The 23,908-nt window shown below is 73.4% G+C and carries 17 protein-coding genes and 1 pseudogene; 8 read left to right on the plus strand and 10 right to left on the minus strand.

What is annotated here, in order from left to right:
* A partial coding sequence (locus tag C3486_RS31700; RefSeq protein ID WP_146075100.1) for a helix-turn-helix transcriptional regulator occupies positions 1-1,150 on the plus strand: 1,150 nt, incomplete at its 5' end.
* Positions 1,151-1,163: 13 nt separating this feature from the next.
* On the opposite strand, the gene C3486_RS31705 is transcribed toward C3486_RS31700, so the two are convergent.
* Genes C3486_RS31705 through C3486_RS31715 form a run of 3 tightly spaced genes read right to left on the minus strand, consistent with a single transcriptional unit; the run spans position 1,164 to position 3,214 of the window.
* On the minus strand, positions 1,164-1,739 hold the full coding sequence (locus C3486_RS31705; RefSeq protein ID WP_103836312.1) for a dihydrofolate reductase family protein: 576 nt from the start codon (positions 1,737-1,739) through the stop codon (positions 1,164-1,166).
* A 9-nt stretch (positions 1,740-1,748) separates the two neighbouring features.
* Positions 1,749-2,672: an alpha/beta hydrolase gene (locus C3486_RS31710; protein WP_258053112.1), complete on the minus strand. Its 924-nt coding sequence runs from the start codon at positions 2,670-2,672 to the stop codon at positions 1,749-1,751.
* Positions 2,657-3,214: a quercetin 2,3-dioxygenase gene (locus C3486_RS31715; RefSeq protein WP_103836313.1), complete on the minus strand. Its 558-nt coding sequence runs from the start codon at positions 3,212-3,214 to the stop codon at positions 2,657-2,659. The genes C3486_RS31710 and C3486_RS31715 overlap by 16 nt, the downstream gene beginning before the upstream one ends.
* A gap of 157 nt (positions 3,215-3,371) precedes the next feature.
* On the opposite strand from C3486_RS31715, the gene C3486_RS31720 reads away from it, so the two are divergent.
* Together C3486_RS31720 and C3486_RS31725 are read left to right on the plus strand one after the other, a co-directional pair.
* Complete coding sequence (locus tag C3486_RS31720; RefSeq protein WP_103836314.1) at positions 3,372-3,815, plus strand: MarR family winged helix-turn-helix transcriptional regulator; 444 nt, start codon at positions 3,372-3,374, stop codon at positions 3,813-3,815.
* Between the two features lie 163 nt (positions 3,816-3,978).
* Positions 3,979-5,874 (plus strand): PAS domain S-box protein, encoded by a 1,896-nt coding sequence (locus C3486_RS31725; protein WP_103836315.1) that lies wholly within the window; start codon positions 3,979-3,981, stop codon positions 5,872-5,874.
* Positions 5,875-5,907: 33 nt separating this feature from the next.
* Here C3486_RS31725 and C3486_RS31730 read toward each other — a convergent pair whose 3' ends face one another.
* Positions 5,908-7,113, minus strand: coding sequence for an aromatic acid exporter family protein (locus C3486_RS31730; RefSeq protein WP_258053113.1), 1,206 nt, complete (start codon positions 7,111-7,113; stop codon positions 5,908-5,910).
* A gap of 203 nt (positions 7,114-7,316) precedes the next feature.
* On the opposite strand from C3486_RS31730, the gene C3486_RS31735 reads away from it, so the two are divergent.
* Positions 7,317-7,694 carry a hypothetical protein gene (locus tag C3486_RS31735; protein ID WP_103836317.1) on the plus strand — a complete coding sequence of 126 codons (378 nt, stop codon included), beginning with the start codon at positions 7,317-7,319 and terminating at the stop codon, positions 7,692-7,694.
* Here C3486_RS31735 and C3486_RS31740 read toward each other — a convergent pair.
* Positions 7,688-10,054 (minus strand): GH92 family glycosyl hydrolase, encoded by a 2,367-nt coding sequence (locus C3486_RS31740; RefSeq protein WP_258053114.1) that lies wholly within the window; start codon positions 10,052-10,054, stop codon positions 7,688-7,690. The genes C3486_RS31735 and C3486_RS31740 overlap by 7 nt on opposite strands.
* Before the next feature lie 288 nt (positions 10,055-10,342).
* On the opposite strand from C3486_RS31740, the gene C3486_RS31745 reads away from it, so the two are divergent.
* The 3 genes from C3486_RS31745 (at position 10,343) to C3486_RS31755 (ending at position 15,838) form a co-directional block, all read left to right on the plus strand.
* The gene (locus tag C3486_RS31745; protein ID WP_103836318.1) at positions 10,343-12,952 is read left to right on the plus strand and encodes a PA14 domain-containing protein; all 2,610 of its coding nucleotides are present in this window, start codon (positions 10,343-10,345) and stop codon (positions 12,950-12,952) included.
* Between the two features lie 124 nt (positions 12,953-13,076).
* Positions 13,077-14,093, plus strand: coding sequence for a LacI family DNA-binding transcriptional regulator (locus C3486_RS31750; RefSeq protein WP_103836319.1), 1,017 nt, complete (start codon positions 13,077-13,079; stop codon positions 14,091-14,093).
* Positions 14,094-14,176: 83 nt separating this feature from the next.
* Complete coding sequence (locus tag C3486_RS31755) at positions 14,177-15,838, plus strand: ubiquinol-cytochrome c reductase cytochrome b subunit (RefSeq protein WP_103836320.1); 1,662 nt, start codon at positions 14,177-14,179, stop codon at positions 15,836-15,838.
* Here C3486_RS31755 and C3486_RS31760 read toward each other — a convergent pair.
* The 3 genes from C3486_RS31760 to C3486_RS31770 form a co-directional block, all read right to left on the minus strand.
* The gene (locus C3486_RS31760; RefSeq protein WP_103836321.1) at positions 15,796-16,218 is read right to left on the minus strand and encodes a cytochrome c oxidase subunit 4; all 423 of its coding nucleotides are present in this window, start codon (positions 16,216-16,218) and stop codon (positions 15,796-15,798) included. The two genes, C3486_RS31755 and C3486_RS31760, sit on opposite strands and share 43 nt — an antisense overlap.
* Positions 16,215-17,864 (minus strand): cytochrome c oxidase subunit I, encoded by a 1,650-nt coding sequence (gene ctaD, locus C3486_RS31765; protein WP_103836322.1) that lies wholly within the window; start codon positions 17,862-17,864, stop codon positions 16,215-16,217. The genes C3486_RS31760 and ctaD overlap by 4 nt, the downstream gene beginning before the upstream one ends.
* 575 nt (positions 17,865-18,439) lie before the next feature.
* Positions 18,440-19,558 carry a PP2C family protein-serine/threonine phosphatase gene (locus C3486_RS31770; RefSeq protein WP_103836323.1) on the minus strand — a complete coding sequence of 373 codons (1,119 nt, stop codon included), beginning with the start codon at positions 19,556-19,558 and terminating at the stop codon, positions 18,440-18,442.
* 166 nt (positions 19,559-19,724) lie between these two features.
* Between C3486_RS31770 and C3486_RS31775 the strand changes: the two genes are divergently transcribed.
* Positions 19,725-20,693: an alpha/beta hydrolase gene (locus C3486_RS31775; RefSeq protein WP_103836324.1), complete on the plus strand. Its 969-nt coding sequence runs from the start codon at positions 19,725-19,727 to the stop codon at positions 20,691-20,693.
* A gap of 25 nt (positions 20,694-20,718) precedes the next feature.
* On the opposite strand, the gene C3486_RS31780 is transcribed toward C3486_RS31775, so the two are convergent.
* Together C3486_RS31780 and C3486_RS37565 are read right to left on the minus strand one after the other, a co-directional pair.
* Positions 20,719-23,073, minus strand: coding sequence for a LuxR C-terminal-related transcriptional regulator (locus tag C3486_RS31780; RefSeq protein ID WP_103836325.1), 2,355 nt, complete (start codon positions 23,071-23,073; stop codon positions 20,719-20,721).
* A 186-nt stretch (positions 23,074-23,259) separates the two neighbouring features.
* Positions 23,260-23,908 (minus strand): annotated as a pseudogene (locus tag C3486_RS37565) (hypothetical protein); the annotation flags it as partial.

Genomic DNA, 23,908 nt, shown 5'->3' on the forward strand with positions numbered 1-23,908 from the left:
GCGGTCCTCGGCAGCAGCGGACCCCGAAGTGCTGCTGCGGGCAGGCGTCGCCGCCCTGGTCGTCGGCGACCTCACGGCGGCCTGCCGGGTCACCGCGCGGGCCCTCGCGGCGGCCCGCGCACTGGGTCGCACCACGCTCGTACCGCAGGCCCTGGAGTACCTGGCCTACGGCGAACTGCGCGCCGGCCGGCACCAGCGGGCCCGGGTCCACGCCGAGGAAGGGCTGCGGCTCGCGCACCGCACGGGACAGCGCAACCTCGCGGCCCACCAGCACGCGATCCTGGCGCTCGTCGCGTCCGTGGAGGGCGGCGCCGACGCACCGGCCGCCCACGCGGCGGCCGCCACCGCCGTCGCGGGCCCGCACGGGCTGGTCCAGGTCGCCACCCTCACCGGCTGGGCGCTGGCCCGCGCCGGCCTGGCCGCCGGCCGTGCCGACGAGGCGGCGGCCCGGCTCGGCCCCCTGGTGCGGCCGGGACCCCGGCAGGGCCACTTCGCCGTACGCATGCTGGCCGTGCCCTGTTACGCCGAGGCGGCGGTGCAGGCGGGAGCGGCGGACGCGGCGCGCGCCGCGGTCGAGGAGTTCGCCGTCTGGGCCGACCTCGGCGCCGACCCGGCGGCCCCCGCCCAGCTGGCCCGCTGCCGGGCGCTGCTGGCCGCGGCCGGCGGCCGGGCCGCCGCGGCCGACGCGTACTTCGAGGAGGCCCGCGCGCGCCACGAGGACACCGTCAACGACTTCGAACGCGCCCGGACCCTGCTCCTGCACGGCAAGTGGTGCCGGCGCCGCCGCCGTCCCGGCCCCGCCAGAGGACTGCTGCGGGACGCGCTCGTCGCCTTCGAGGGCTGCGGCGCCCGCGCCTGGACCGAACAGACCCGGGCCGAACTGCGCGCCACCGGCGACGCGCCCGGCGCGGGGAAGGCACCGGCGCCCGGACGGCCGGGGCCGCTCGCGGGCCTCACCCCGCAGCAGCTGCGGATCGCCCGCTGTGTGGCGGAGGGCGCCACCAACCGTGAGATTGCCCGTCGGCTGTCCGTGAGCCCCCGCACCGTCGACCACCATCTGCGCAACGCCTTCGCGGTGCTGGGCGTGCGGTCCCGCCTGGAGCTGGCCCGGCTGGTGGACCGCGCGGAGGAGCCGACAGCGGCCCGGTAGCCGTCCGGGCCCGTCAGCGGGCTGCCGGACGGGCCCCTGAGGGGGATCGGCGGACGACGCGGTACCGGATGGTGGTCGCCCGCGGTCCCTCGTGCACGGCGAGGCGTTCCAGCGCGACGCGCGCGCCGCCCGGCTGCGCGAAGAGCCGTACGCCGTCGCCGAGCAGGACCGGCACGACGAACACCAGCACCTCGTCGAGCGCACCCGCGGCCAGGCACTGCCGGGCGAGGCCGGCGCCGAGCACGTTGACGTACTTCGCGCCCGCCGCCTTCCGCGCCGCCGCGAGGCCGCTGCCGAGGTCGCCGACGAAGGTGACGCCCGGTACGGCAGCGCGCGGCGGGTGGTGGGTGACGACGAACTGCGGCCCGTCCCAGCCGCCGCCGAACGCCTTGCCCTCCGCCTCGGTGCCCTTGTTCGGATCGTCGCCGCGGAAGGTGCGGTTGCCGATGAGCAGCGCACCCACCTGCGGGACGAGCCGTTCGACGGCCGGGTCGGGGCCGAGATAGGGGGTGAGCCAGGACATGTCCCCGCCGGGCCCGGCGATGAAGCCGTCCAGCGACATGCTCGCGGAGTACAGCAGCGTGGCCATGGCCGTACGTCAGTCCGCCGTGGTGGCCGCCGCGGCCTTCGCCGCAGCGAAGCGCAGGGAGTGCGCGAAGACGTCCGCCACCTCGGCGTCGGGCGCGCCGTGCCAGCCGTGGTCGGCGCCCGGCACCAGCCGCAGTTCGGCCTGTGCGCCGGCGGCCCGCAGGGCGGCGGCGAGGGCTTCGCTGTGCGTACGGGCCACCATGGTGTCCGCGTCGCCGTGCACCAGGAGGAAGGGCGGTGCGCCGCCGTGCGCACGGGCCACCGGGCTGGCGTCGCGGGCCCGTTCCGGGCAGTCGGCAGGCGCCGCGCCCAGCAGCAGGGCCTCGGGCGTACGGGGGTCCTCCGGCGTGAACGGCCCGCGCGGGGCTGTCAGATCGCTGGGCCCGTACCAGATGACCGCGCCGGCGGGGGCCGGCGCGGCGGGGCCGGGGTCCAGGGCCAGCAGGGCGGCGAGATGGCCGCCGGCCGACTCGCCCCACACCACCGTGCGGGCGGTGTCGACGCCCAGTTCGGCGGAGCGCAGGGTGAGCCACCGCAGCGCGGTACGGAGATCGTCCAGCGGGGCGGGGAAGACGGCTTCGCCGCTGAGCCGGTAGTCGGCACTGGCCACCGCGAGGCCCGCCGCCGCGATGCGCGCGAACGGCCCCGGCTCCCAGTCCCGGGTGCGCAGGCCCATGTCGTCGCGCCGGCCGCGCCGCCAGGCACCGCCGTGCACGAACAGCACCAGCGGCACGGGCCCAGGGCCGCTCTCCTCGGGCAGCCAGAGATCGAGTTCCGGCGGACGGCCGCCCTCGACCTCGCCGTACGGCACGCCGCGCAGGACGCGTACGCCGGACGCGTGGCGGGCCGCCGGGGGCAGCGGAGCGACGTCCGGGTGCGGTGCGGCGATCAGGTCCCGGACCGTCGGCGCCGCGCCCGTCACCGGGTCCGCCACTGGTGGTCGGGGAGGAACCGCACGTCGTACTCGCGGGGTACGGTCGCGAACTTCTCCGGTGCCGGCACGACCGGCTCGTGCGGCAGGCCGAGCTGCTCTGCGGGCTCACCGAGGGTCTCGAAGAACCGCTCGAAGGTGCCGCCGGGCCCGGCGGCGACGCCGACGACCTGGCTGTGGTGGCGCTCCATGCGGTAGGCGTGCCGGCAGTTCTTCGGGACGAAGCCGAAGTCGCCGGGGGTGAGCAGCTTCTCCTGCTGGTCGCCCTCGGTGTCCTCGACGAAGAGCCGGACCGCGCCCTGGGTGACGTAGAAGACCTCGTGCGTGTCGGCGTGCACGTGGGCCGGTATGAGATCGCCCTTGGGGCCCTCGACGGTGAAGAAGTTGAAGGTGTTCTCGGTCTGCTCGCCGCCCGCGTAGATGGTGATCAGGTCGCCGAAGAGGTGTGCCCGGTCGCCCTCGCCCTTCTCGATGAAGTACGGCTTCCCGGGCTCGGCGGGGATGCGGGAGGCGCGTCGGTAGCGGGTGGCGTATTCGATGGTCATCGTCTCTCCTTCGACGGCGGCGGGGGAGTGCAGGGCAGGTCGGCACGCGATGTCAGGCAGGCTGACAACGCGAATGTCAGGTAGGCTGACATGGAGGGCCCGGCCATGGCAAGCGGTGGGCCGACGGCCCGTACGGGGCGGGGAGAAAGGGGCGGACATGACGGCGGATGCGCACCGCAGCCTTCCGCAGCTGCTCGGCGACGCCCGGCGCTGGTTCGACGAGGGGCTGCTCGCCGCCATGGCGGCGGACGGCGCGACGCCCGTCTCGCTGCCCCAGCTCCAGCTCTTCGCCGTACTGGACGAGGCGGGCACCACGGTCTCCGAACTGGCCCGCCGGATGGGCGTCACCCGGCAGACCGCCCACCAGGCCGTGCACGGGCTGGTCGACGCCGGGCTGCTGGAGCAGGCGCCCCACCCCACTTCGGCGCGGCAGCGGCTGATCCGCCGCACCGCGGCGGGCGCGCACGCGCACCAGCGGGCGGAACGCGTCCTCGCGCACCTGGAGGACCGGCTCGCCGCACGCATCGGCCGGGAGACGGCCGAAGCCCTCCGCGCGGCCCTGGAAGCGCCCTGGGGCGACCCGCCGGCCGCGGGGGAGTAGCGGACCAGGAGGGGCGGCGGCGGACCCGGTGGGAGGAGAGACGGCACCGGTCCGGAGCGGGTGTCGTTCTGTCAGTAGGCGCCAAGTAACGACAATCCCTGAGTCCGCCGGACCGGTTGTGCTGCGATGCTGCCCACGCAGCAGTCGATCCGAGGTGACGACGATGCCGGATGGGGCGGTGGGGACCGCCGTGGGCGGACAGGGACTGTTCCGCGGGCTGCTGGAGGCGGCGCCCGACGCGATGGTGATCGTGGACGACTCGGGCACCATCCAGCTGGTGAGCGCCCGGATCGAGACGCTCTTCGGGTACCGCCGCGCGGAACTGCTCGGGCGCCCCGTCGAGGTCCTCGTACCGGACGGGTTCCGCGGCCGGCACGCGCGGCACCGCCGCGGGTACGCGCACCGCCGGGAGCCCCGCGCCATGGGCAACGGCCTGGAGGTGTACGGGCGGCGCAAGGACGGCAGCCGCTTCCCCGTCGAGGTCAGCCTCAGCCCGCTGGAGACCGCCAACGGCCTGCTCGTCTCCGCCACCGTCCGCGACGTCAGCGAACGCAAGGCGGCCGAGGCACGGCTCAACGGACTCGCCGACCTCGTCGAGTCCTCGCACGACGCGATCCTCGCCAAGACCGCCGACGGCCGGATCACCTACTGGAACGCGGCGGCCCAGCGCCTCTACGGCTACACCGCCGAGGAGGTCGTCGGCCGGCACGTCTCCCTGCTCGCCGCGGAGGACCGCAAGGGCGAGATCACGCAGATCATGGACCGGCTGCGCCGCGGCGAGAGGATCGAGCACTTCGAGACCATCCGGGTCACCAAGAGCGGGCGGCTGCTCGACGTGGACGTCACCATCTGGCCGACCCGCGCCGCCGACGGCACGGTCAACGGCGCCTGCGCCATCGCCCGGGACATCAGCGACCGCAAGCGGACCGAGGCCGAGCTCACCCGGCTTTACGAGCAGCAGCGCGACATCGCCCTCACGCTCCAGCACAGCCTCATGGGCACCCCGCCCGACGTGCCGGGGCTGCACACCGCGAGCCGCTACCTGCCCGCCTCGCAGGGGGCGGGCGTGGGCGGCGACTGGTTCGACCTCGTACCGCTGGGCGCCGGACAGGTCGGGGTGCTCATCGGGGACGTGATGGGCCGCGGACTGGAGGCGGCGGCCGTCATGGGCCGCCTGCGGTCGGCGGCGAACGCGCTGGCCAGGACCGGCATGCCGCCCGAGCAGCTGATGCAGGTGCTGGACACGGTCGTGGCCGACCTCGAGGGCCAGCTGGTCACCTGCTGCTACCTGGTGATCAGGCCGGACGCCGGGGAGCTGACGATCTGCTCGGCCGGCCACCTGCCCGTCCTGCTGGCCTCGCCGGGGGAGGGCGTACGCGCCCTGCCGGCCCCGGTCAGCGTGCCGCTCGGCGTCGGCGGCATCCCGCACCGGCAGGCCCGGTTCGACGTCCCGCCCGGCTCCGTCCTCACCCTCTACACCGACGGCCTGATCGAGGCACCGGGCAGCGACATCGAGGACCGGCTGGCGGCGCTGCACGAGGAGTTCGCGGCGGCCTACACCACGGCCCCGGACATGGAGGCCGCCGCCGACCAGCTGCTGCGCGCGCTGCTGCCGGACGCCGAACCGGACGACGACGATGTGACCCTGCTCCTGCTCAAGATCCCCGTCGCCCCGCTGGCCAGCGCATCCACCGAACTGCCCGCCACCGCCGCCGCGGTCTCCGACGGCCGGGCCTTCCTCGCCGCCGCGCTGCGCCGCTGGGGCTGCCCCGAGGCGGCCGACGAGGCATGCCTGCTCGTCTCCGAAATACTCACCAACGCGATCCGGCACGCGGCGGGCCCGCTCCACCTGCGCCTGCGGATGAGCCGCACCGAGCTGACCGCCGAGGTCACCGACCGGAGCGCCCGCCGGCCCCAGCTCTGCCTGGTCGGCTCCGACGCGGAGTCCGGGCGCGGCCTCTTCCTCGTCGACACGATCGCCGACAGCTGGGGCACCCGCCCCACCGACGAGGGGAAGACCATCTGGTTCACCCTCCGCCTCCCGGCGCGCCCCCGCTGAACCGCCGGCCCGCGCGCGGCCCCGTCCCCGCCCTCACCGGACCCCGTCCCGCACGCCCTGCTTCTGCTGCTGCGGGGTGCGGCCGTCGGGGGCGGCCAGCATGGAGAGCATCTGCCGGGTCTCGACCAGCAGCTCGCCGCTCACCGCCGCCGCCGGCCCGGTCTGGCTGCCGAACGTGCCGGCCAGGCTGTCGTAGTGGCGCCAGGCCTCCCGCGCGGCCTCCTGCTGCCGCTCCCTGGCCGCCGTCGCGTCCCCGGTCTCGGCGAGCAGATCGGCCTCGGCCGCACACGCCTCCGCCGTACGCGCGGCCAGCTCCGCGTACTCCGCCAGGAAGTCCTGCGCCGGCCGGGCCAGCTCGTTCTCCTCGTCCGCCGACCTGGCCAGCGTCCGGGTGATCACCGTCAGATGCTCGACGAAACCGTGCCAGCGGGTGTCCTCCGACTCCTGCGGGGGGTGCGGGCGCTTCCGACGCAGGTTCCACGCGGGGTTCAGCCGCAGGCTCTCGTTGGTCCACTGCCGCGCGTCGGCCAGCGAACGCAGGACCGGCTGAAGCCGCCGGGCGCGGTCCCGCCACTCCTCCGCCTCGGCCGACCCCCACTCCCCGGGCAGCCCCTCGGCCATCTGGCGCAGCAGCCCGGCACTGTCGCGCGGCAGGCGCTGCAACTGGTCCCGCACGTTGCGCAGATGGACGGGCGGGAAGACGAACGCGTTGACGGCGATGCCGATGACCGCGCCGATGCAGGTCTCCAGCAGCCGGTGGCCCACCTGGTTGAGCGAGTACGCGCCGTACGTGATGACGAACAGCGCCGTCGTCGCCCCGTAGACACCCTGGGCGCCGAAGCGGCGGTACGTGCCCACCAGCGCCAGCACCGGCAGGGCGATGGCCATGGCGCCCAGCGTGCTGCCGTCCGTCAGGTACATCGCCAGCGAGGCTCCCACCGCGCCGACGACGATCACGCAGATCTGCTGCAGGCCACAGCGGAGCGAGCGGTAGACCGTGGCGTCGACCAGCGCGAGCGCCGTCCACGGCGCCATCAGCGCCAGCGGCGCCTTCAGCCACCAGCCGGCCAGCGCCCACGCGGCGATCGCGGCGGCCGCCATCTTCAGCGCCTGCACCATCGTGTCGCGCTCCGGCCCCGTCCGCAGCACCGCGTACCGGACGGTGCGCCCGACCGCCGACGCCTCCCACCCCAGCCATCGCCAGCCCGCAGTGATCCGCTCCCACACCGTCGACCGCACCTCTTCCCGCCGTACCTCGCACCGGACGCACCACGCCGCCCCACCAGGACGCAGGGGGCGGCGGCTCCCCACGAGTGCGCACATTCCCACCGGGCAAACGGAACGGAAGGTGTCGAAGATGCGGGGGATCCGTACGTGCCGGTGCCGGCCGGGCCCGCCGGAGCGAGGCGGACCAGGGGTCGGCCCTAGTAGGATCTTTGGTCATGTCGATCCCCGATGAGCTGCTCGTCGACATCGCCGCCAGGGTGGAGTCGGAGCAGAGCAATCAGATGTCCCTCACCGTGGTCGTCCCCGGCGCCGTCCTCACCGGACGGCTGGCGCCGGAGAAGATGTGGCGCCAGCGCGTGGCCGAGGTACTGGAGGGGTCCGAGCGGCTGGGGAGCTTCGCCGCCCTGTTCAGCTCGGACAGCGGGCGCGGTGCCGCGCCCGACGGCGACGCGGCACCCACCCACCTCCACTTCCACCTCGCCCGCATCCTGCAGGGCAGCGTCGGCATCCCCGAGACGGGCGGGATGTACCGCGTCGCCATCCAGGACGTCAGCGCCTGGACCGTGGGTGACTTCAGCTACTCCGATCACTGACCCGACGACGGGGTCGCGGGCGGCGGCGCGTCGCCCGCCCCCGTCCCCCAGTCGCCCGGCCGGGAGCCGACCGTGAACGACAGCGCGGTACTGCGGCGGATGTCGTCCGTGGTGAGCCACGTCCGGGACAGCCCGGCGCCGTCCAGGGACGCCGACCGGACGTAGCGGTCGGTGTCGCCGGTCCCCGCCGCCGTCACCGTGAAGCGGCCCTTCGGGTAGTACGCCCGGTCCAGGGTCAGCTCCACCCTGTCGAAGACCGGCGTGGACAGGCCCCAGGTGTCGGTCCCCGGGAAGACCGGGAACACGCCGATGGATGACAGCACCATCCACGAGGACATGGTGCCGAGGTCGTCGTTGCCGGTGACGCCGTCGGGCCCGTCGGTGAACAGCCCGAGCGCCGCGTGCACCACGTCGGTGGTCTTCCACGGCGTGCCGGTGGACAGGTAGGTGTACGGCGCTATCAGGTCGGGCTCGTTCTGCGGGTTGTACTTGTCCGCGTTGTAGTAGTCGTACGGGCCGTTGACCCACACCTCGCGGGCCGTCCCCGCCGGGTCCTGCAGCAGCCGGTCGTAGGCGAAGAAGGCGTCCAGCCGCTTTTCGGTCGCGGCCCGCCCGCCGGTCAGCGACATCATGCCCGGCAGGTCCTGCGGCACCAGCCACATGTACTGCCAGGCCGTGCCCTCGTGGAAGCCCACGCTCTTGGCCGGGTCGGCGGGCCCGGTGAACCTCCCCGCCGCGTCCCGGGCCCGGAAGAAGCCGGTGTCCGGGTCGAAGACGTCGCGGTAGTGCTGCGCCCGCTGCGCGTAGCGTGCCGCGTCCGCCGTGTGCCCGAGGTCCTCGGCCATCCCCGCCAGCGCCGCGTCGGCGAGCGCGTACTCCAGCGTGGCCGAGGCGCCGTGCTCGAAGTCGGAGTCGCCGGGCTTCTTGGCGTGGTCCGGCTGATACGGCACGAAGCCGTTCTTCAGGTACTCGGCGTTGCCCATCCGGCCCGAGTACGGGGAAGCGGCGGGCGGCACCCCGTCCGCGTTCTTCTTCAGCGCCCGGTACGCCGCCTCCTCGTGGCCCTTCAGCAGGCCCTGCCGGTAGGTGTTGGTGAGGAACGGGGTGACCGGGTCGCCGGTCATGATGTTCGTCTCGACCGTGCCGTAGCCCCACTTGGGCAGCCAGCCGCCCTGCGCGTCCACGTCCAGCAGCGACAGCGCCATGTCCCGGGACTCGCGCGGCGCCACCAGCGCGAGCAGCTGGGCCTGGGTGCGGTAGGTGTCCCACAGCGACCAGTTCTGGTAGTACGTGTGGTCCCGGGCACGGTGCACCTTCTGGTCCCAGCCGGTGTAGCGGCCGTCCACGTCCTGGCCGGTGTTCGGGTGCAGCAGCGCCCGGTACAGCGAGGAGTAGAAGACCCGGCGCCGTTCCTCGCTGCCGCCGCTCACCCGCACCTTCGCCAGCCGCTCCTGCCAGGCCCGGCGTGCCGCGTCGCGGGTGGCGTCGAAGGAGCGGTGGCCCTCGGCGGCGAGGTTGCGCGCCGCGCCCCGCCCGTCGACGTAGGAGACGGCCGTGGTGGCCTCGACGTCCCGGTCGCCGCCGCGGGTGTCGAAGCGGACGTAGGCGCCGCGCCGCCCGCCGCCCGCCGAGGACCGGCTGCCGGCGGTCACCTCGTCGCCGCTCCAGGTGCCGGCCGACGCGAACGGCCGGTCGAAGCGGGTGACGGTGTGCAGCGTGTACTCCACGGTGTCCTGGCAGAAGCCGCGGCCGGTGATGGTGGCCGCGACGGTCCGGTCGTCGAGGATGCGCACGCTGCTGCGGGTCACCTTGTGCAGCGCCTGCCCGGTGTTCAGCAGGACGTTGGCCTTGTCGGTGGCGGGGAAGGTGTAGCGCTGCTTCCCGGTGTGCCGGGTGGCCGTCAGCTCGGTGCCGATCCGGCCGGCACCGCCGAGCGTGACTCGGTACGAGCCCGGGCTCGCGTGCTCGTCGTCGTGGCTGAAGGGCGCCGCGTACACGGCGTTGTCGGTGCTGGTGAGGTCGCCGGTGGCCGGCAGGACCGGCAGGTCGCCGCCCAGCCCGCAGCCGACGCCGGAGAGGTGCACGGCGGAGAAGCCGCGGATGCTCTTCCGGTCCCAGTCGTAGCCCGTGCTGTGCCCGGTGTCGGGCGAGAGCTGGACCATGCCGAAGGGGACGGCGGCGCCGGGGAAGGTGTTGCCCTCGTTGCGGGTGCCGATGAACGGGTTGACCAGGCCGGTGAGATCGCCGGAACCGCCGGGCGGCGCGGCTGCGGTGGCGGGCGGCGATGCGCCCACGAGCCCCGCGCAGAGCACCGCGACGGCCGGTCCGGCGAGGCGACGGACGCGCTTCCCACGTATCACCAGCAGCCTCCGAGCGAGGGCGGACAACGTTGTCAGGAGCGTTTACAGCGTTGTCATGCCCCTGGTCGATGTCAATACCGCGGACCGCGCGGCGCCCCCGTCCCACCCGGCCGGGCGGGCGCGACTCGCTCGCTGACGCCCTTTCAGGGGCCGGACAGCCGCCGGACGTTGTTCCGCACCCACCCTGGACACCCCTCGGAAGGCTGTGCTCTCATGCCGACGGCCCTTCCTTCCAACGTTGTACACGGCTCGGCGACGAGCTGCCCCGTTCTCGGCAGAGGAGGAACCATGCGCACCAGACGCCTCGGCAGACACCTGGCGTTACTGCTCACCGCGGCAGTCGGCGCCACCGCACTCACCCTGGCACCGTCCGCTTCAGCCGCCGCTGACACCGTCGAACCCCACGGCCTCAAAGGCGAGTACTACACCCAGTCCGCACCCGGCGCCTTCGACTTCCACGAGCTCAAGGCGACCGCCTTCGACCCCGCCCTCGACTTCGACGACCTGGAGCCCCGGCTGCGGTCGGCCACCGGGCAGTCCGACGACGTCAGCGTCCGCTGGACCGGCAAGGTCGTCCCGGAGGAGTCGGGCCCCACCACCTTCTCGATCACCGGGGACAACGGCTTCCGGCTCTGGGTGGACGGCAAGCTCGCCATCGACCACTGGACCGACGACTGGGACAAGGAACAGACCTCTCAGCCGGTCGACCTGACCGCGGGCAAGCCCTACGACATCAAGGTCGAGTACTTCGAGCACTACGGCGGCTCCAACCTCCACCTGCGCTGGACCGAGCCCGGCCGGGCCAAGGAGGCCATCCCCTCCTCGGCGTTCCGGCTGCCGGACGGCTACGACTACGACGGGGCGCTGGCCGCCACCGTCCTCAAGGACGGCCGCACCCTCAAGCTCGACTTCGCCCAGCCGCTCGCCGCGCCCCCGGCCGGCCTCGCCCGTCACCTGCGGACCGTCATCGGCGGTGCCGAGTGGCCGCTGGGCACGGTCAGGACCGACCCCGCCGACCCGAAGGCGCTGCTGGTCGGGCTCAAGGAGCCGGTCGTCGGCAAGAAGGGCGGCGGCGCGCGCGGCCTCGCCGACGTCCGCTACGACGGCAAGGGCGGCCTGAGCAGCGCCGACGGCAAGGCCGTCGGCGCGTTCTGGGCCAGCGGACCGAACCACTCCGAGTACGAGCTGCGCACCAAGTGGGCCGATGAGGTCGGGCCCCGCAACGCCCACCCCGAGTACCCGCGCCCCCAGCTGACCCGCGACAAGTGGCAGAACCTCAACGGCGAGTGGCAGTTCGCTGCTGCCGAGGCGGGGGAGAAGCCGCCGGTCGGCAAGCGGCTCGGCGAGAAGATCCTGGTGCCGTACCCGGTGGAGTCCCAGCTCTCCGGCATCGAGCGCCACGAGGACCGCATGTGGTACCGCCGGACCTTCACCGTCCCCAAGGGCTGGCACGTCGGTGACGGCAAGCGGCTGCGCCTGAACTTCGGCGCCGTGGACTGGCAGTCCGAGGTGTACGTCAACGGCACGAAGGTCGCCGCGCACAAGGGCGGTTACGACAAGTTCAGCGCCGACGTCACCGACGCGCTGAAGCCCGGCCGCACCCAGGAGCTGATCGTCGGCGTCTACGACCCGACCGACGCCAAGGACGGCGAGAACCCGCCGCTCGGCAAGCAGCGGCTGGACCCCAGCGGCATCTGGTACACCCCGTCCTCAGGCATCTGGCAGACGGTGTGGATGGAGCCGGTCGCGGCCGACCACGTGGACTCCCTCAAGATCACCCCGGACGTCAAGAACGAGCGGGTGACCGTCGAACCGCGCGGCGTGCGCGACGGCGTACCGGTCACGGCCACCGCGTACGCGGGGAAGAAGAAGGTCGCGGAGGCCACCGGGCGCACCGGTGCGCCGCTCACCCTGAAGATCGCGAAGCCGCGGCTGTGGTCGCCCGACGACCCGTTCCTCTACGACCTCGAGGTGAAGGCCGGCAGCGACCGGGTGGGCAGCTACTTCGGCATGCGTTCCATTGGCGTCGAGAAGATCGGCGGCACCCCGCGCACCGTGCTCAACGGCAAGCCGGTCTTCCTGATGGCCACGCTGGACCAGGGCTTCTGGCCCGACGGCCTGCACACGGCCCCCACCGACGAAGCGCTCGCCTACGACCTGAAGATGCACAAGGCGATGGGCTTCAACTCGGTGCGCAAGCACATCAAGGTCGAGCCCGACCGCTGGTTCTACTGGGCGGACAGGCTGGGCCTGATGGTCTGGCAGGACATGCCCGCCATGACCGCGGGGAAGGACCCGGACGCCGCGTCGCGCGCCGAGTACGAGCGCGAGATGAAGGAGATGATCGACGAGCACATCAGCAGCCCCTCGGTCGTCATGTGGGTCACCTTCAACGAGGGCTGGGGCCAGTACGACATCGGCCGGGTCGCCCGGCAGGCCAAGGAGTGGGACCCGACGCGGCTGGTGAACAACCAGTCGGGGCTCAACCTCGGTGCCGACGGCGGCGCCGGCGACATCATGGACGAGCACGGTTACCCGAGCCCGGCCCTGCCGCCGCACCCCGACGGCGAACGTGCCCTGGTCAGCGGCGAGTACGGCGGCCTCGGCCTCGCGGTGCCTGGCCACGCCTGGTCGGTCCAGCAGTCCTACGTCGACGTCGACCCCACGACGTACACGGACGACTACCTCACCAAGCTCGACGAGGTGCACAAGCTGGCCTGCAAGGGCGGCAACGGCGCCGTCTACACGCAGATCTCGGACGTCGAGGGCGAGCTCAACGGCCTGCTGACGTACGACCGCAAGGTGGTCAAGCCCGACGTGAAGCGGCTCAAGGCGGCCCACGAGGCGCTGATCCGCGACGCCTCGCGGGCCGTTCCGGCGGGCTGCGCGGCCTCCTGACCGGTCCGGGAGCCGCACGGTGACCGGCGGCCCGGTGTGCTCCGGCCCGTCCCCCGTACAGCAGAATCGGGGGCGGGCCGGAGCCCCGGGCCGCCCCCTGTCATCTGTCGCCGGAAGGAGCGCCGTGCGGGTCAGCCTCAAGGACGTCGCCGCGCACGCGGGCGTGTCGATCAAGACCGTCTCCAACGTGGTGAACAACTACCGGCACGTCACGCCCGAGATGCGCGACCGCGTGCAGCGCGCCATCGACGAGCTGGGCTACCGGCCCAACCTGACCGCACGGCACCTGCGCAAGGGGCGTACGGGCATGATCGCCCTCGCCCTGCCCGAACTGGGCAACCCCTACTTCGCCGAGCTCGCCGCCGCGGTCATCGACGCCGCCGCCGCACACGACTACATCGTCCTGCTGGACCACACCGGCGGCCGGCGCGCACAGGAGGTCCTGGTCAGCCAGGGGTTCCGGGCCCGGGTGATCGACGGCCTGATCCTCAGCCCGATCGAGCTGGAGGCGGAGGACCTGCGGGACCGGACGGAGAACGTCCCGCTGGTGCTCCTCGGCGAGCGCCACTACGACCTGCCGTACGACCACATCGCCATCGACAACGTCGCGGCGGCGCGGCTCGCCGTCCGCCACCTGACCGGGCTGGGCCGGCGCGAGGTGGCCTTCATCGGCGCCCGCCGGGGCAACAGCCGGCCCGCCGAACTCCGCGTACGGGGCTGGCGCGAGGAACTGTCGGCGGCCGGTCTCTCCTGCGACGACGGCCTGGTCGCCACCACCGACGGCTGGGGCCACGCGGACGGGGCCGCCGCCATGCGCCGCATCCTGGCGACCGGGCGGCGGCCCGACGCCGTCTTCGCGTACAACGACCCCGTGGCGATCGGCGCGATGCGCGTACTGTCCGAGCACGGCCTGCGGGTGCCCGAGGACGTCGCCGTGGTCGGCTTCGACGACGTGGTGGAGGGCCGGTTCGGCACCGTCACCCTCACCTCCGTCTCGCCGGACAAGGAGGCCATCGCCCGGCTGGCGGTGGAGTCGGTCCTCGCGCGGCTGGGCGGCGCGGCACCGGAGCCCCGGCGCATCTGGGCGGACTACCGGCTGATCGAGCGGGAGAGCACGCTGGGCCGCGCGGTCCCGCGCTGAGCCCGTCGTGACTGTGCTGTTTGCCCGGCGGCCAGCGGGCAACGCGTCTGCCGCACAGTCGCTGACGGCGAGGGGACACCGGCATGGCCGAAGACGTGGATGACGTACGGGGAACCGACCGCACACAGGCCGACGGAGCGCAGGGAGCGGCGGACACCGAGCAGCAGGGCGGGGCCGCCGGGCGGGCGCTCTCGGCGCTCGACGCCCGGCTGCCGGTCACCGAGGGGGCAGGGCTGCTGCGCAAGCCGTTCCCCGAGCACTGGTCGTTCCTCCTGGGCGAACTGGCCCTCTACAGCCTCGTCGTACTGCTCCTGACGGGCGTGTACCTGACCCTGTTCTTCAAGCCGGACATGCAGGAGGTGGTGTACCGCGGCGCGTACACCCCGCTCTCCGGGGTCCGTGTCTCGGAGGCGTTCGACTCCACCCTGCACATCAGCTTCGACGTGCGCGGCGGCCTGCTGATCCGGCAGATGCACCACTGGGCCGCCGTCGTCTTCCTCGCGGCGATCGGCGTCCACCTGCTGCGGGTCTTCTTCACCGGGGCCTTCCGCAAGCCCCGCGAGGTGAACTGGATGATCGGGGTGACGCTGTTCCTGCTGGTGCTGGCCGAGGGGTTCGCGGGCTACTCGCTCCCGGACGACCTGCTGTCGGGCACCGGGCTGCGGATCGCCCAGGGCATCATGCTGTCGATCCCGCTCGTCGGGTCCTACGTGAGCATGTTCGCGTTCGGCTCGGAGTACCCCGGCCACGACTTCATCTCCCGGCTGTACGGGATGCACATCCTGCTGCTGCCCGGCCTGATCCTGGCGCTGCTCACCGTCCACCTGATCCTGGTCTTCTACCTCAAGCACACCCAGTGGGCGGCGCGCGGACACACCAACCGCAACGTCGTCGGCAAGCCGCTCGTCCCGCACTTCGCGGCCACCTCCGGCGGCCTGTTCATGATGGTCTTCGGCGTGCTCGCGGCGCTCGGCGGGCTGGCCCAGATCAACCCGGTCTGGGTGTACGGCCCGTACCGGCCCGACCAGGCGTCCACCGGCTCGCAGCCCGACTGGTACGTGGGCTTCCTGGAGGGCGCGCTGCGGCTCGTCCCGCCGTGGGAGACGACGGTCGCCGGGCACACCCTGATGTGGAACGTGCTGCTGCCCGCCGTGGTGCTGCCGCTCGCGCTGTTCGCCCTGCTGTACGCGTACCCGTTCGCCCAGGCGTGGGTGACCGGCGACCGGCGCGAGCACCACCTCTGCGACCGGCCCCGCGACCGGCCCGTCCGTACCGGCCTCGGCGCCGCGGCCGTCACCGCCTACGCGGTCCTGCTGCTGGCCGGCGGCAACGACGTGGTCGCCGACACCTTCGCGATCTCCCTCAACGCGCTGACCTGGGTGCTGCGGACCGCGCTGGTGGTGCTGCCGGTCGTCGTCTTCATGGTCACCAAGCGGGTCTGCCTGGCCCTGCGCGAGGCCGAGCTGGAGCGGCTGGCCGAGGGCGAGGAGAGCGGCCGGGTGCGGCAGACGATCGCGGGCGGCTTCGAGGACGACCACCGGCCGGTCGACGCCGAGGAGCGCTACCGGGTGCTGCACGGCAGCCTGCCCGCCGCCCCGCCGCTGCCGGCGGACGGGGACCGGCGGACGCGGCGGGTGCGGTCGGCGCTCAGCCACTGGTTCGCGGCGGACGCCGGCCAGGGCGTACGCGAACTGCCCACGGGTCAGCGGCCCGAGCGGCCGGCCGGCGGCTCCCCGGAGTCATGACGGCCGACGTGTTCGAAGAGCAGCTCGAAGACGCCGAAGGCCAGTACGCCGATGCCCAGGAGGGCCAGCCACAGCCCGAAGACGACGCCGAGGGCGAGGACGGTGGCTCCCGCGCCGATCACGATCGGCCAGGGACCGGCGGGCGGGAAGAAGTCCAGCGGCCCGGCCGTCTCGACGACCTCGGCGTCCCGCCGGTCCTGTGCCCGCCGCCCGCGCCGCCGGTACTGCACAGCCAGGAAGAAGGCCACCACACCGGCCATCAGGAAGGCCACGATCAGCACGCTGGTGCCGGCCGGGTCGTGGCTGTACTTGCCGTAGACCGCGGCGGTGACGGCGAAGAAGGCCGCCACCCCCGCGAAGAGCACCGCTTCCGTCTTCATGACTGCCACTCCTTCTCCGGGTGGTGCAGGTCGAACGCCGGGGACTCGGAGCGGATGCGGGGCAGTGCGTGGAAGTTGTGCCGGGGCGGCGGGCAGGAGGTGGCCCACTCCAGGGACCGCCCGTAGCCCCACGGATCGTCCACCGTCACCTTCGGGGCGTACTTCATCGTCTTCCAGACGTTGTAGAGGAACGGCAGCGTGGACAGGCCGAGGAGGAACGCGCCGATGGAGGAGACGGTGTTCAGCAGCGTGAAGCCGTCGGCGGCGAGATAGTCGGCGTACCGCCGGGGCATGCCGTTCTCGCCGAGCCAGTGCTGCACGAGGAAGGTGGTCTGGAAACCCACGAACAGCGTCCAGAAGTGGATCTTCCCCAGTCGCTCGTCGAGCATCCGGCCCGTCAGCTTGGGCCACCAGAAGTAGAAGCCGCCGAACATCGCGAACACCACCGTCCCGAACAGGACGTAGTGCAGATGCGCCACGATGAAGTACGAGTCGGTGAGGTGGAAGTCCAGCGGCGGCGAGGCGATCAGCACCCCGCTCAGCCCGCCGAGCAGGAAGGTCACCAGGAAGCCGGTCGCCCAGAGCATCGGCGGCTCGAACGACAGCGAGCCCCGCCACATCGTGCCGATCCAGTTGAAGAACTTCACCCCCGTCGGCACCGCGATCAGGAACGACATCAGCGAGAAGAACGGCAGCAGCACCGCGCCGGTGGCGAACATGTGGTGCGCCCACACCGTCGCCGACAGCATCGTGATCGCGATGGTCGCGCCGATCAGCCCCAGATACCCGAAGACCGGCCGGCGCGAGAAGACCGGCAGGATCTCCGTCACGATCCCGAAGAACGGCAGCGCCACGATGTAGACCTCGGGATGACCGAAGAACCAGAACAGGTGCTGCCAGAGGATCGCCCCGCCGTTCGCCGCGTCGAAGACGTGCGCCCCGAACTTCCGGTCCGCCTCCAGCGCCAGCAGCGCCGCCGTGAGCACGGGGAAGGCGGGCAGCACGAGGACCGAGGTGAAGAGCACGTTCCAGGTGAAGATCGGCATCCGGAACATCGTCATGCCGGGCGCGCGCAGGCACATGATGGTGGTGATGAAGTTGACGGCCCCGAGCGTGGTGGACACGCCCGTCACGACCAGGCCCATCGTCCACAGGTCGCCGCCGGCGCCCGGCGAGCGGACGGCGGAGTTGAGCGGCGCGTACGCGAACCAGCCGAAGGCCGCCGCGCCGCCGGGCGTCAGGAAGCCGCTCACCACCATCAGGCCGCCGAAGAGGTACATCCAGTACGACAGCGCGTTCAGCCGGGGGAAGGCCACGTCGGGCGCCCCGATCTGCAGCGGCATCACGGCGTTCGCGAACCCCGCGAAGAGCGGGGTGGCGAAGAGCAGCATCATCACCGTGCCGTGGATCGTGAACAGCTGGTTGTAGGTCTGCTCGTCGACGATCTGCAGCCCGGGGCGGGCGAGTTCGGCCCGCATCAGCATCGCGAGCACGCCGGCGAACAGGAAGAAGCAGAACGAGGTGGTCAGATAGAGGTTCCCGATCACCTTGTGGTCGGTGGTCCGGGTCAGCCGGACCAGCCGCCTGCCGAAGGACGGGGCCGGGGGACCCACGACCCGCACGACACCGTCCGCCACTTCCGTCATCTCCGCCTCCGTTCCCCACCCGGGCGGCGTCCGTGCCGCCACGGTTTCCGCGCGCTTGCGGTGCGGCGGTCGGGTGCCCGGGTGCCGCCGCGGAAAACGCCGGTGAGCGGGCGGTCGGCGCGGGAACGCCGGGGCGGGCGGCCGGGGGGGGAACCGGAGCCCGGCGGAGCATCGCGCGGGCGAGCGCGACGCGCTGGAGCCGACCGCCGGAGAGCGCCGCCGTGCCGGGGGCGATGACGGTGTCGTACCCCTCCGGCAGCGCGGTGATGAAGTCGTGCGCCGCCGCCGCCCGCGCCGCGTCCTCGATCTCCCGGCCGGTGGCGTTCTCCTTCTGCGGCTGGAATTCGCGGTTTTCCCGCTGTCGTGAGCGCTATTCGCTTTCGACGCGGAAAACATTACGGGATTCCCGGTGCAGAGAATGTAAAATTTGCCGAGGGTTTCATGCAATGTGCGCGAGGTGATTTCTCGGATTCTCCGGGGAGTCGAATCGCCGCTTACGCAGGATATATTACGCCGCACATGCAGAATTTACCGAGGTGATCGACAGGGAATTGCTCACCGCGGCTCGCGGCGGCTCACTGGGGCTCGGCGGGCGCGCCGGCGAGCAGGTCCTCCTGGCGCAGCGGGCGGTGCAGGACCAGCAGGGCCTGGTCGTCCTGCGGGGCGCTCGCGCTGTGCCGGCCGACGTCACGGGCCAGGAAGTCCAGCACGGCCGAAGGGTCGGGGGGATATCCGGTCCGCCGGAGGTACGTCCGCACCATGTCCGGCACGCGCTGCGCCGGGTCGTAGAAGACGCCCGTCCGGTCGCGGGCCTCGGTGACGCCGTCCGTGAAGCAGAGCAGCATCGCGCCCGGCGGAAAGTCGTACGACTCCACCGGGGATTTCCAGTCCCCCAGCGCGGTGATGCCCAGGGGCGGCGCCTCCTCCTCCGGCTCCAGTACGCGCGCCTCCCCGTCCGCGTGCAGCAGCAGGGGAGCGGGATGGCCGCGATTGACCAGCTGCACGCGGTCCAGCCCCGCCGAGAACTGGACGATGAGGGCGGTGGTGAAGCCCTCCGTCTCGTCCAGCCCCTCCCGGCGGTGCCCCTCGCGCTGCAGCGCCTCCTCCATGCACGCCACCAGCCCCGGCAGGTCGGCCGTGTGGTCGGCGGCGTAGCGGAAGGCGCCGATGTCGATGCTGACGGCGGCGATGGCGGAGAGCCCCTTGCCCCGTACGTCGCCGACCATCGCACGGACCCCGAACGGCGTGTCCTGCACGACGAACAGATCGCCGCCGATCAGCGCCATGTCCTCGGCCGGTACGTAGCGGGCGGCGATCCGCAGGTCGCCCAGCCGGCTCGGGGGCCGGGGCAGCACGGCCCGCTGCGCCACCTCGGCGGCGTACCGCGCCCGGCTGGCGCTGACGTGCTGGGAGTGCAGCGAACGGTTCAGCCCGACGGCCAGTGCGGTGACGGCCGCCAGGGTGACCTGGTTGGCGACGCCGCGCTGCCAGCCGAAGGTGCCGTTCTCCCACGCCAGTGCCGCGTGCACGGCCATCGCCACCAGGCCGGTGAGCACGATGCCCCGGGGCCTGAGCAGGGTGACCGCCGCGACCGGGGCGACGGCCAGCAGGGGAGCGGACGACACGGAAGGCGGCGTCAGCAGATCGAACACCGCGGCGAGGATGATCACCACGGCGGGGATCCACCGACGCATGCGCGACCAGACTCCGAACTCCCTCACCAGTCCCATGTTGCCCCTCGATCACCGCCGCGGCAGCTCACGGCGCGGCAACGGACAGGTCACCGTATGCTTTACCTCCGGTAACACGTGAGACCGGGGGAGCCCGGCGCGCCCCCGGCCCCGACGGGAAGGGCCCGTGATGCCGCTGCACCCAGCGATCGCCGCGAAGCTCCACCTGCTGGAGGGTCTGCCGGGACCGCTCGACGGACCGCTGACCCCGGCGCAGCAGGCGCGGCTGGAACGGTTCCTCGACACACCCGGCGGCCCGCCGCCCGCGGCGGACGCGGTGCCCCTCACCCTCCCCGGACGGCACGGTGCCATACCGGCGCGGGTCTACTCACGCCCAGGCCCCGAGCCCGCCACCGGCCGCTGCTTCGTCTGGGTGCACGGCGGCGGCTGGGTGACCGGCGACCTCGACATGCCGGAGGCCGACCGGACGGCCCGCGAGATCGCCGCACGCAGCGGCGCCACCGTGGTGAGCATCGACTACCGCAAGGCCGTCGACGGCGTCGCCCACCCCGTACCGCTCGACGACGTCGCCGACGCGCTCGCCTGGATACGCGACCACCGCCGCGAGACCGGCGGTGGAACCGGGACGGGGGAGGGGCCGCTCTCCGTCGGCGGCGCCAGCGCCGGAGCGAACCTGGCCGCGGGCGCCGTGCTCCGGCTGCGGGACGCAACGGGGTGGACCCCCGCCCACGTGGTCCTCGTCTATCCGGCCCTGCACGCGGTCCTGCCGGCGCCCTCCGCACGGCTCAGCGGCATGATGGCCGGCATACCGAGGGCCGCGAGGCTCGTCGACGACTACCCGCGCGTCTTCGCGCAGTACCTCGGCGGCCCGCCGGACACCGCCGACGGATACGCGGCCCCGGCCCTCGCGGACCTCAGCGGATTTCCGCCCACCACCGTCCTGAACGCGGAGTACGACGACCTGCGGCCCTCTGGCGAGGCCTTCACGGCCGCACTGGCCGTGGCCGGCACCGACGTCACCCAGGTGCTCGTACGGGGCACCCTGCACGGCTTCCTCACCCGGCCCGGCACCGAGGAGCCGACGGACCACGCGCTCGACGTCATGGCGCAGCACCTGACCACGGACCGGACGCCCTGACCCGCCCGCCGGGCGGCCACGCGGTTCACTCCAGTCCGGTGATCTGGGTCCGCGAGGTGAGGCCCAGCTTGTTCAGGATGTGCTCCACATGCGCGTCCGCCGTCCGCTTGGAGACCACCAGCCGTTCCGCGATCTCCCGGTTGGTCAGCCCCTCCACGACGAGCGCGGCCACCTGCCGCTCCCGCTGCGTGAGCCCGCCCGTCCTGGCCGCCGCGCGGTCCCGGCCCCGTGGCACCGCACCGTCCGGCGAGGCCACCGCCGGGCGCGGCTCCACCGCCGTACCGGCCGGGGCACCGGGCAGCACGTCCGTCTCCTGCGTCACGTGCGCCACCACCTCCGCGAGGTCCAGCACCGCCCCGCGCGCGTGATGGTCCTCGTACGCCGCACGGCCCAGCGCCCCGCGCGCCCGCTCGATCGCCGTCGCCTGCTCCGCCAGCAACGGCGCCACGTCGAACAGCCGTGCGCCGCCGATCCGGTCCCAGGTGGCGTGCGCGGCGCCGAGCAGCCACGCCGCCCGCTCGAAGCGCTCGGCGCGCGCCGCCGACCAGGCCAGCAGCTCCATGGCGATGGCGGCCCCGAGCCGGTCGTGCACGGCCAGCTTCAGGGCCAGCGCCTCGCGGCCCAGCCGGTCGCGCTCCGCCGCCCGGGAGTCGTCGTGCGCCATCCACAGCGCCAACTGCCGGTACAGCAGGCAGTAACTGCGCGTCCAGCACTCGCCGGGGGCCGCCTCCAGCGCCCGCAGCCCCTCACCGGACACCTCCCACGCGTGCTCGACGTCGCCGACGAGCGCAGCGCCGAACGTCTGGATGAAGCAGGTGATGGCCAGCCCGTCGTGGTCGCCCAGCTCGCGGAAGCCGCGGCGGGCCGCGTCGAATTCCCGGTGCGCCTCCTCCAGCCGCCCTTGGATCATCGCCAGGCAGCCCTGGAACTCGGCCGCGTACAGCGCACCGCGCCGGTCACCGATCCGCTCGGCCATCGCCCGCGACTCCACGACGCACGGCTCGGCCTCGTCGGGCCGGCCCAGCACCGACCGGACCCAGGCCAGCCGGTGCAGCGCCTCCACCCGCTCCGGACAGTCGTGCGCCACCCCGGCCAGGCCCCGTTCGAGCCAGCGAGCCCCCTCCCGCAGCCGGCCCGTCGTGATCCAGTGCGTCCACAGCCGCGCGGCCAGGTCCAGTCCGCGCACGGCCAGTTCGGGGTCCTCGGCGCCGGTCCCGTACTCCAGTGCCACCCGGAAGTTCTGCAGCCGGCCGGCGTTGGCCGCCAGGCGCTCCGGCTGCCGGTCGCTGTGGAAGGGCCGGTCGGCGCGCTCGGCGAACTCCGCGAAATACCCGAAGTGGGCCCGGCGGTACTCCGCCTCCTCGCCGCTCGCGGCCAGCCGTTCGGCACCGTACTCGCGCAGTGTGTCCAGCAGCCGGTAGGACGCGTGCTCCGTGCCGGTGCGCAGCACCACCGACTTGTCGACCAGCCCGATGAGCTGCTCCAGCACCTCCTCGACCGGCAGTTCGCCGCCGGCGCACACCGCCTCGGCGGCCTCGGCGTCGAAGTCCCCCGCGAACACCGACAGCCGGCGCCACAGCACCTGCTCCCACGGGGTGCACAGGTCGTGGCTCCAGTCGATGGCGTCCCGCAGCGTCCGGTGCCGCGGCACCGCGCCGCGCCGGCCGCCGGTCAGCGCCTGGAAGCGGTGCTCCAGCCGGGCGGCCAGCTCGCGCAGCGGCAGCACCCGCAGCCGTACCACGGCCAGTTCGATGGCCAGCGGCATCCCGTCCAGCCGGCGGCAGACGGCGGCCACGTCGGTGCGGTTCGCCTCCGTCACGGCGAAACCGGGCACGACGGCGGCGGCCCGCTCGGCGAACAGCTGCACCGCCTCCCCGTCGGTGGGCAGCGGGGTGATCGGACGGACGAACTCGCCCGGCACGTCCAGCGGTTGGCGGCTGGTGGCCAGCACCGTGACCCCGGGCGCCATCCGCAGCAGCAGATCGGTGAGCATCGCGCAGGCGTCCAGCAGGTGTTCGCAGGTGTCCAGGACGAGCAGCAGCCGCTTGGCCGCGAGGTACCCGACGAGGAGGCCCACCGGGTCGCGGTCGCCCTGCTCGGAGAGGCCGAGCGCCGCCGCCACCGTGTGCGGCAGCAGCACCGGATCGTGCAGTGACGACAGCTCGACGAAGCAGGTGCCGCCGGGGAACTGCGGCTGGGCCGTACGGGCGGTACGCAGCGCGAGCCGGGTCTTCCCCACGCCGCCGGGCCCGGTGAGCGAGATCAGCCGGGCCCGGCCCAGGAGACCGGCGATCTCCCGCAGTTCCTCAGCACGCCCGATGAAGCCCGTGACCTCGACCGGCAGCCCGCCGGCCTGCTCCCTGACATACTCCAGCACCATGGTGCGTACCCCGCCTGCTGTGCGCCCGAGTGTAAGCCCCTACGCTACGCGGGCGAGGGGCACTTCGGCGGATATCCGACCGAGCGGGCCCGAGGACGCATGGGCCGAGCGGCGGCTGGGTAACGGACATGCGCGGGCGGGCCCGGAGGGCGGACAAGGACTCGGAGCGCGTACCGGGCAGTGGCGTCACGGCTCGCGCAGCGACCACGCCAGGCAGCGCCGCAGGAACTCCCGTTCCTCACCGAGCCGGTCCAGCCACTGCCGCCCGAGCGCCCGCGTGGCCCCTGGCATGCGGAACGCGGTGCCGTGTGCTTCCGGCGGCAGGATCAGCGCGTGCCGGACCAGCCCGTCGAACGCCGCGGCCAGCACCCCGCCGGGCAGCCGCTCGTCGGCACACACCTCCAGCGCGTCCGCCGGCCCGAAGGAGCCGGGGAAGACGGTGCAGCGCGCCCAGAGCAGCCGCTCCTCCCATGTGCACAACCGATGGGTCCGCAGCAGTGAGTCGCGCAGTGTGCGCTGGCGCGCGGGCAGTTCGGGTGCGGCCAGGTCCAGCAGGGTCTCCGGCCGGGACACCAGGGAGAGCACCTCGTCGGGGGAGTGGCCGGCGAGCTGGTCGGCCGCGATGCGCACCGCGAGCGGCAGACCGTCCAGGTAGGCGCAGATCCGCCGGGCCGTGTCGGGCGACGGCACGGCGACGGACCCGCGCCGCCGGACGCTCGCCATGAACAGGCGGGCCGCGTCGTCCAGCGGCAGCGGCCGCAGCGGATAGTGGCCGGCGGTGGGCATCGGGGTGCGGCTGGTGGCCAGCACGTGGAGGCCGGGGTGGGCGGCCGCC

Source organism: Streptomyces sp. Ru73, from assembly GCF_002920575.1.
In the GTDB taxonomy this organism is placed as follows: domain Bacteria; phylum Actinomycetota; class Actinomycetes; order Streptomycetales; family Streptomycetaceae; genus Streptomyces.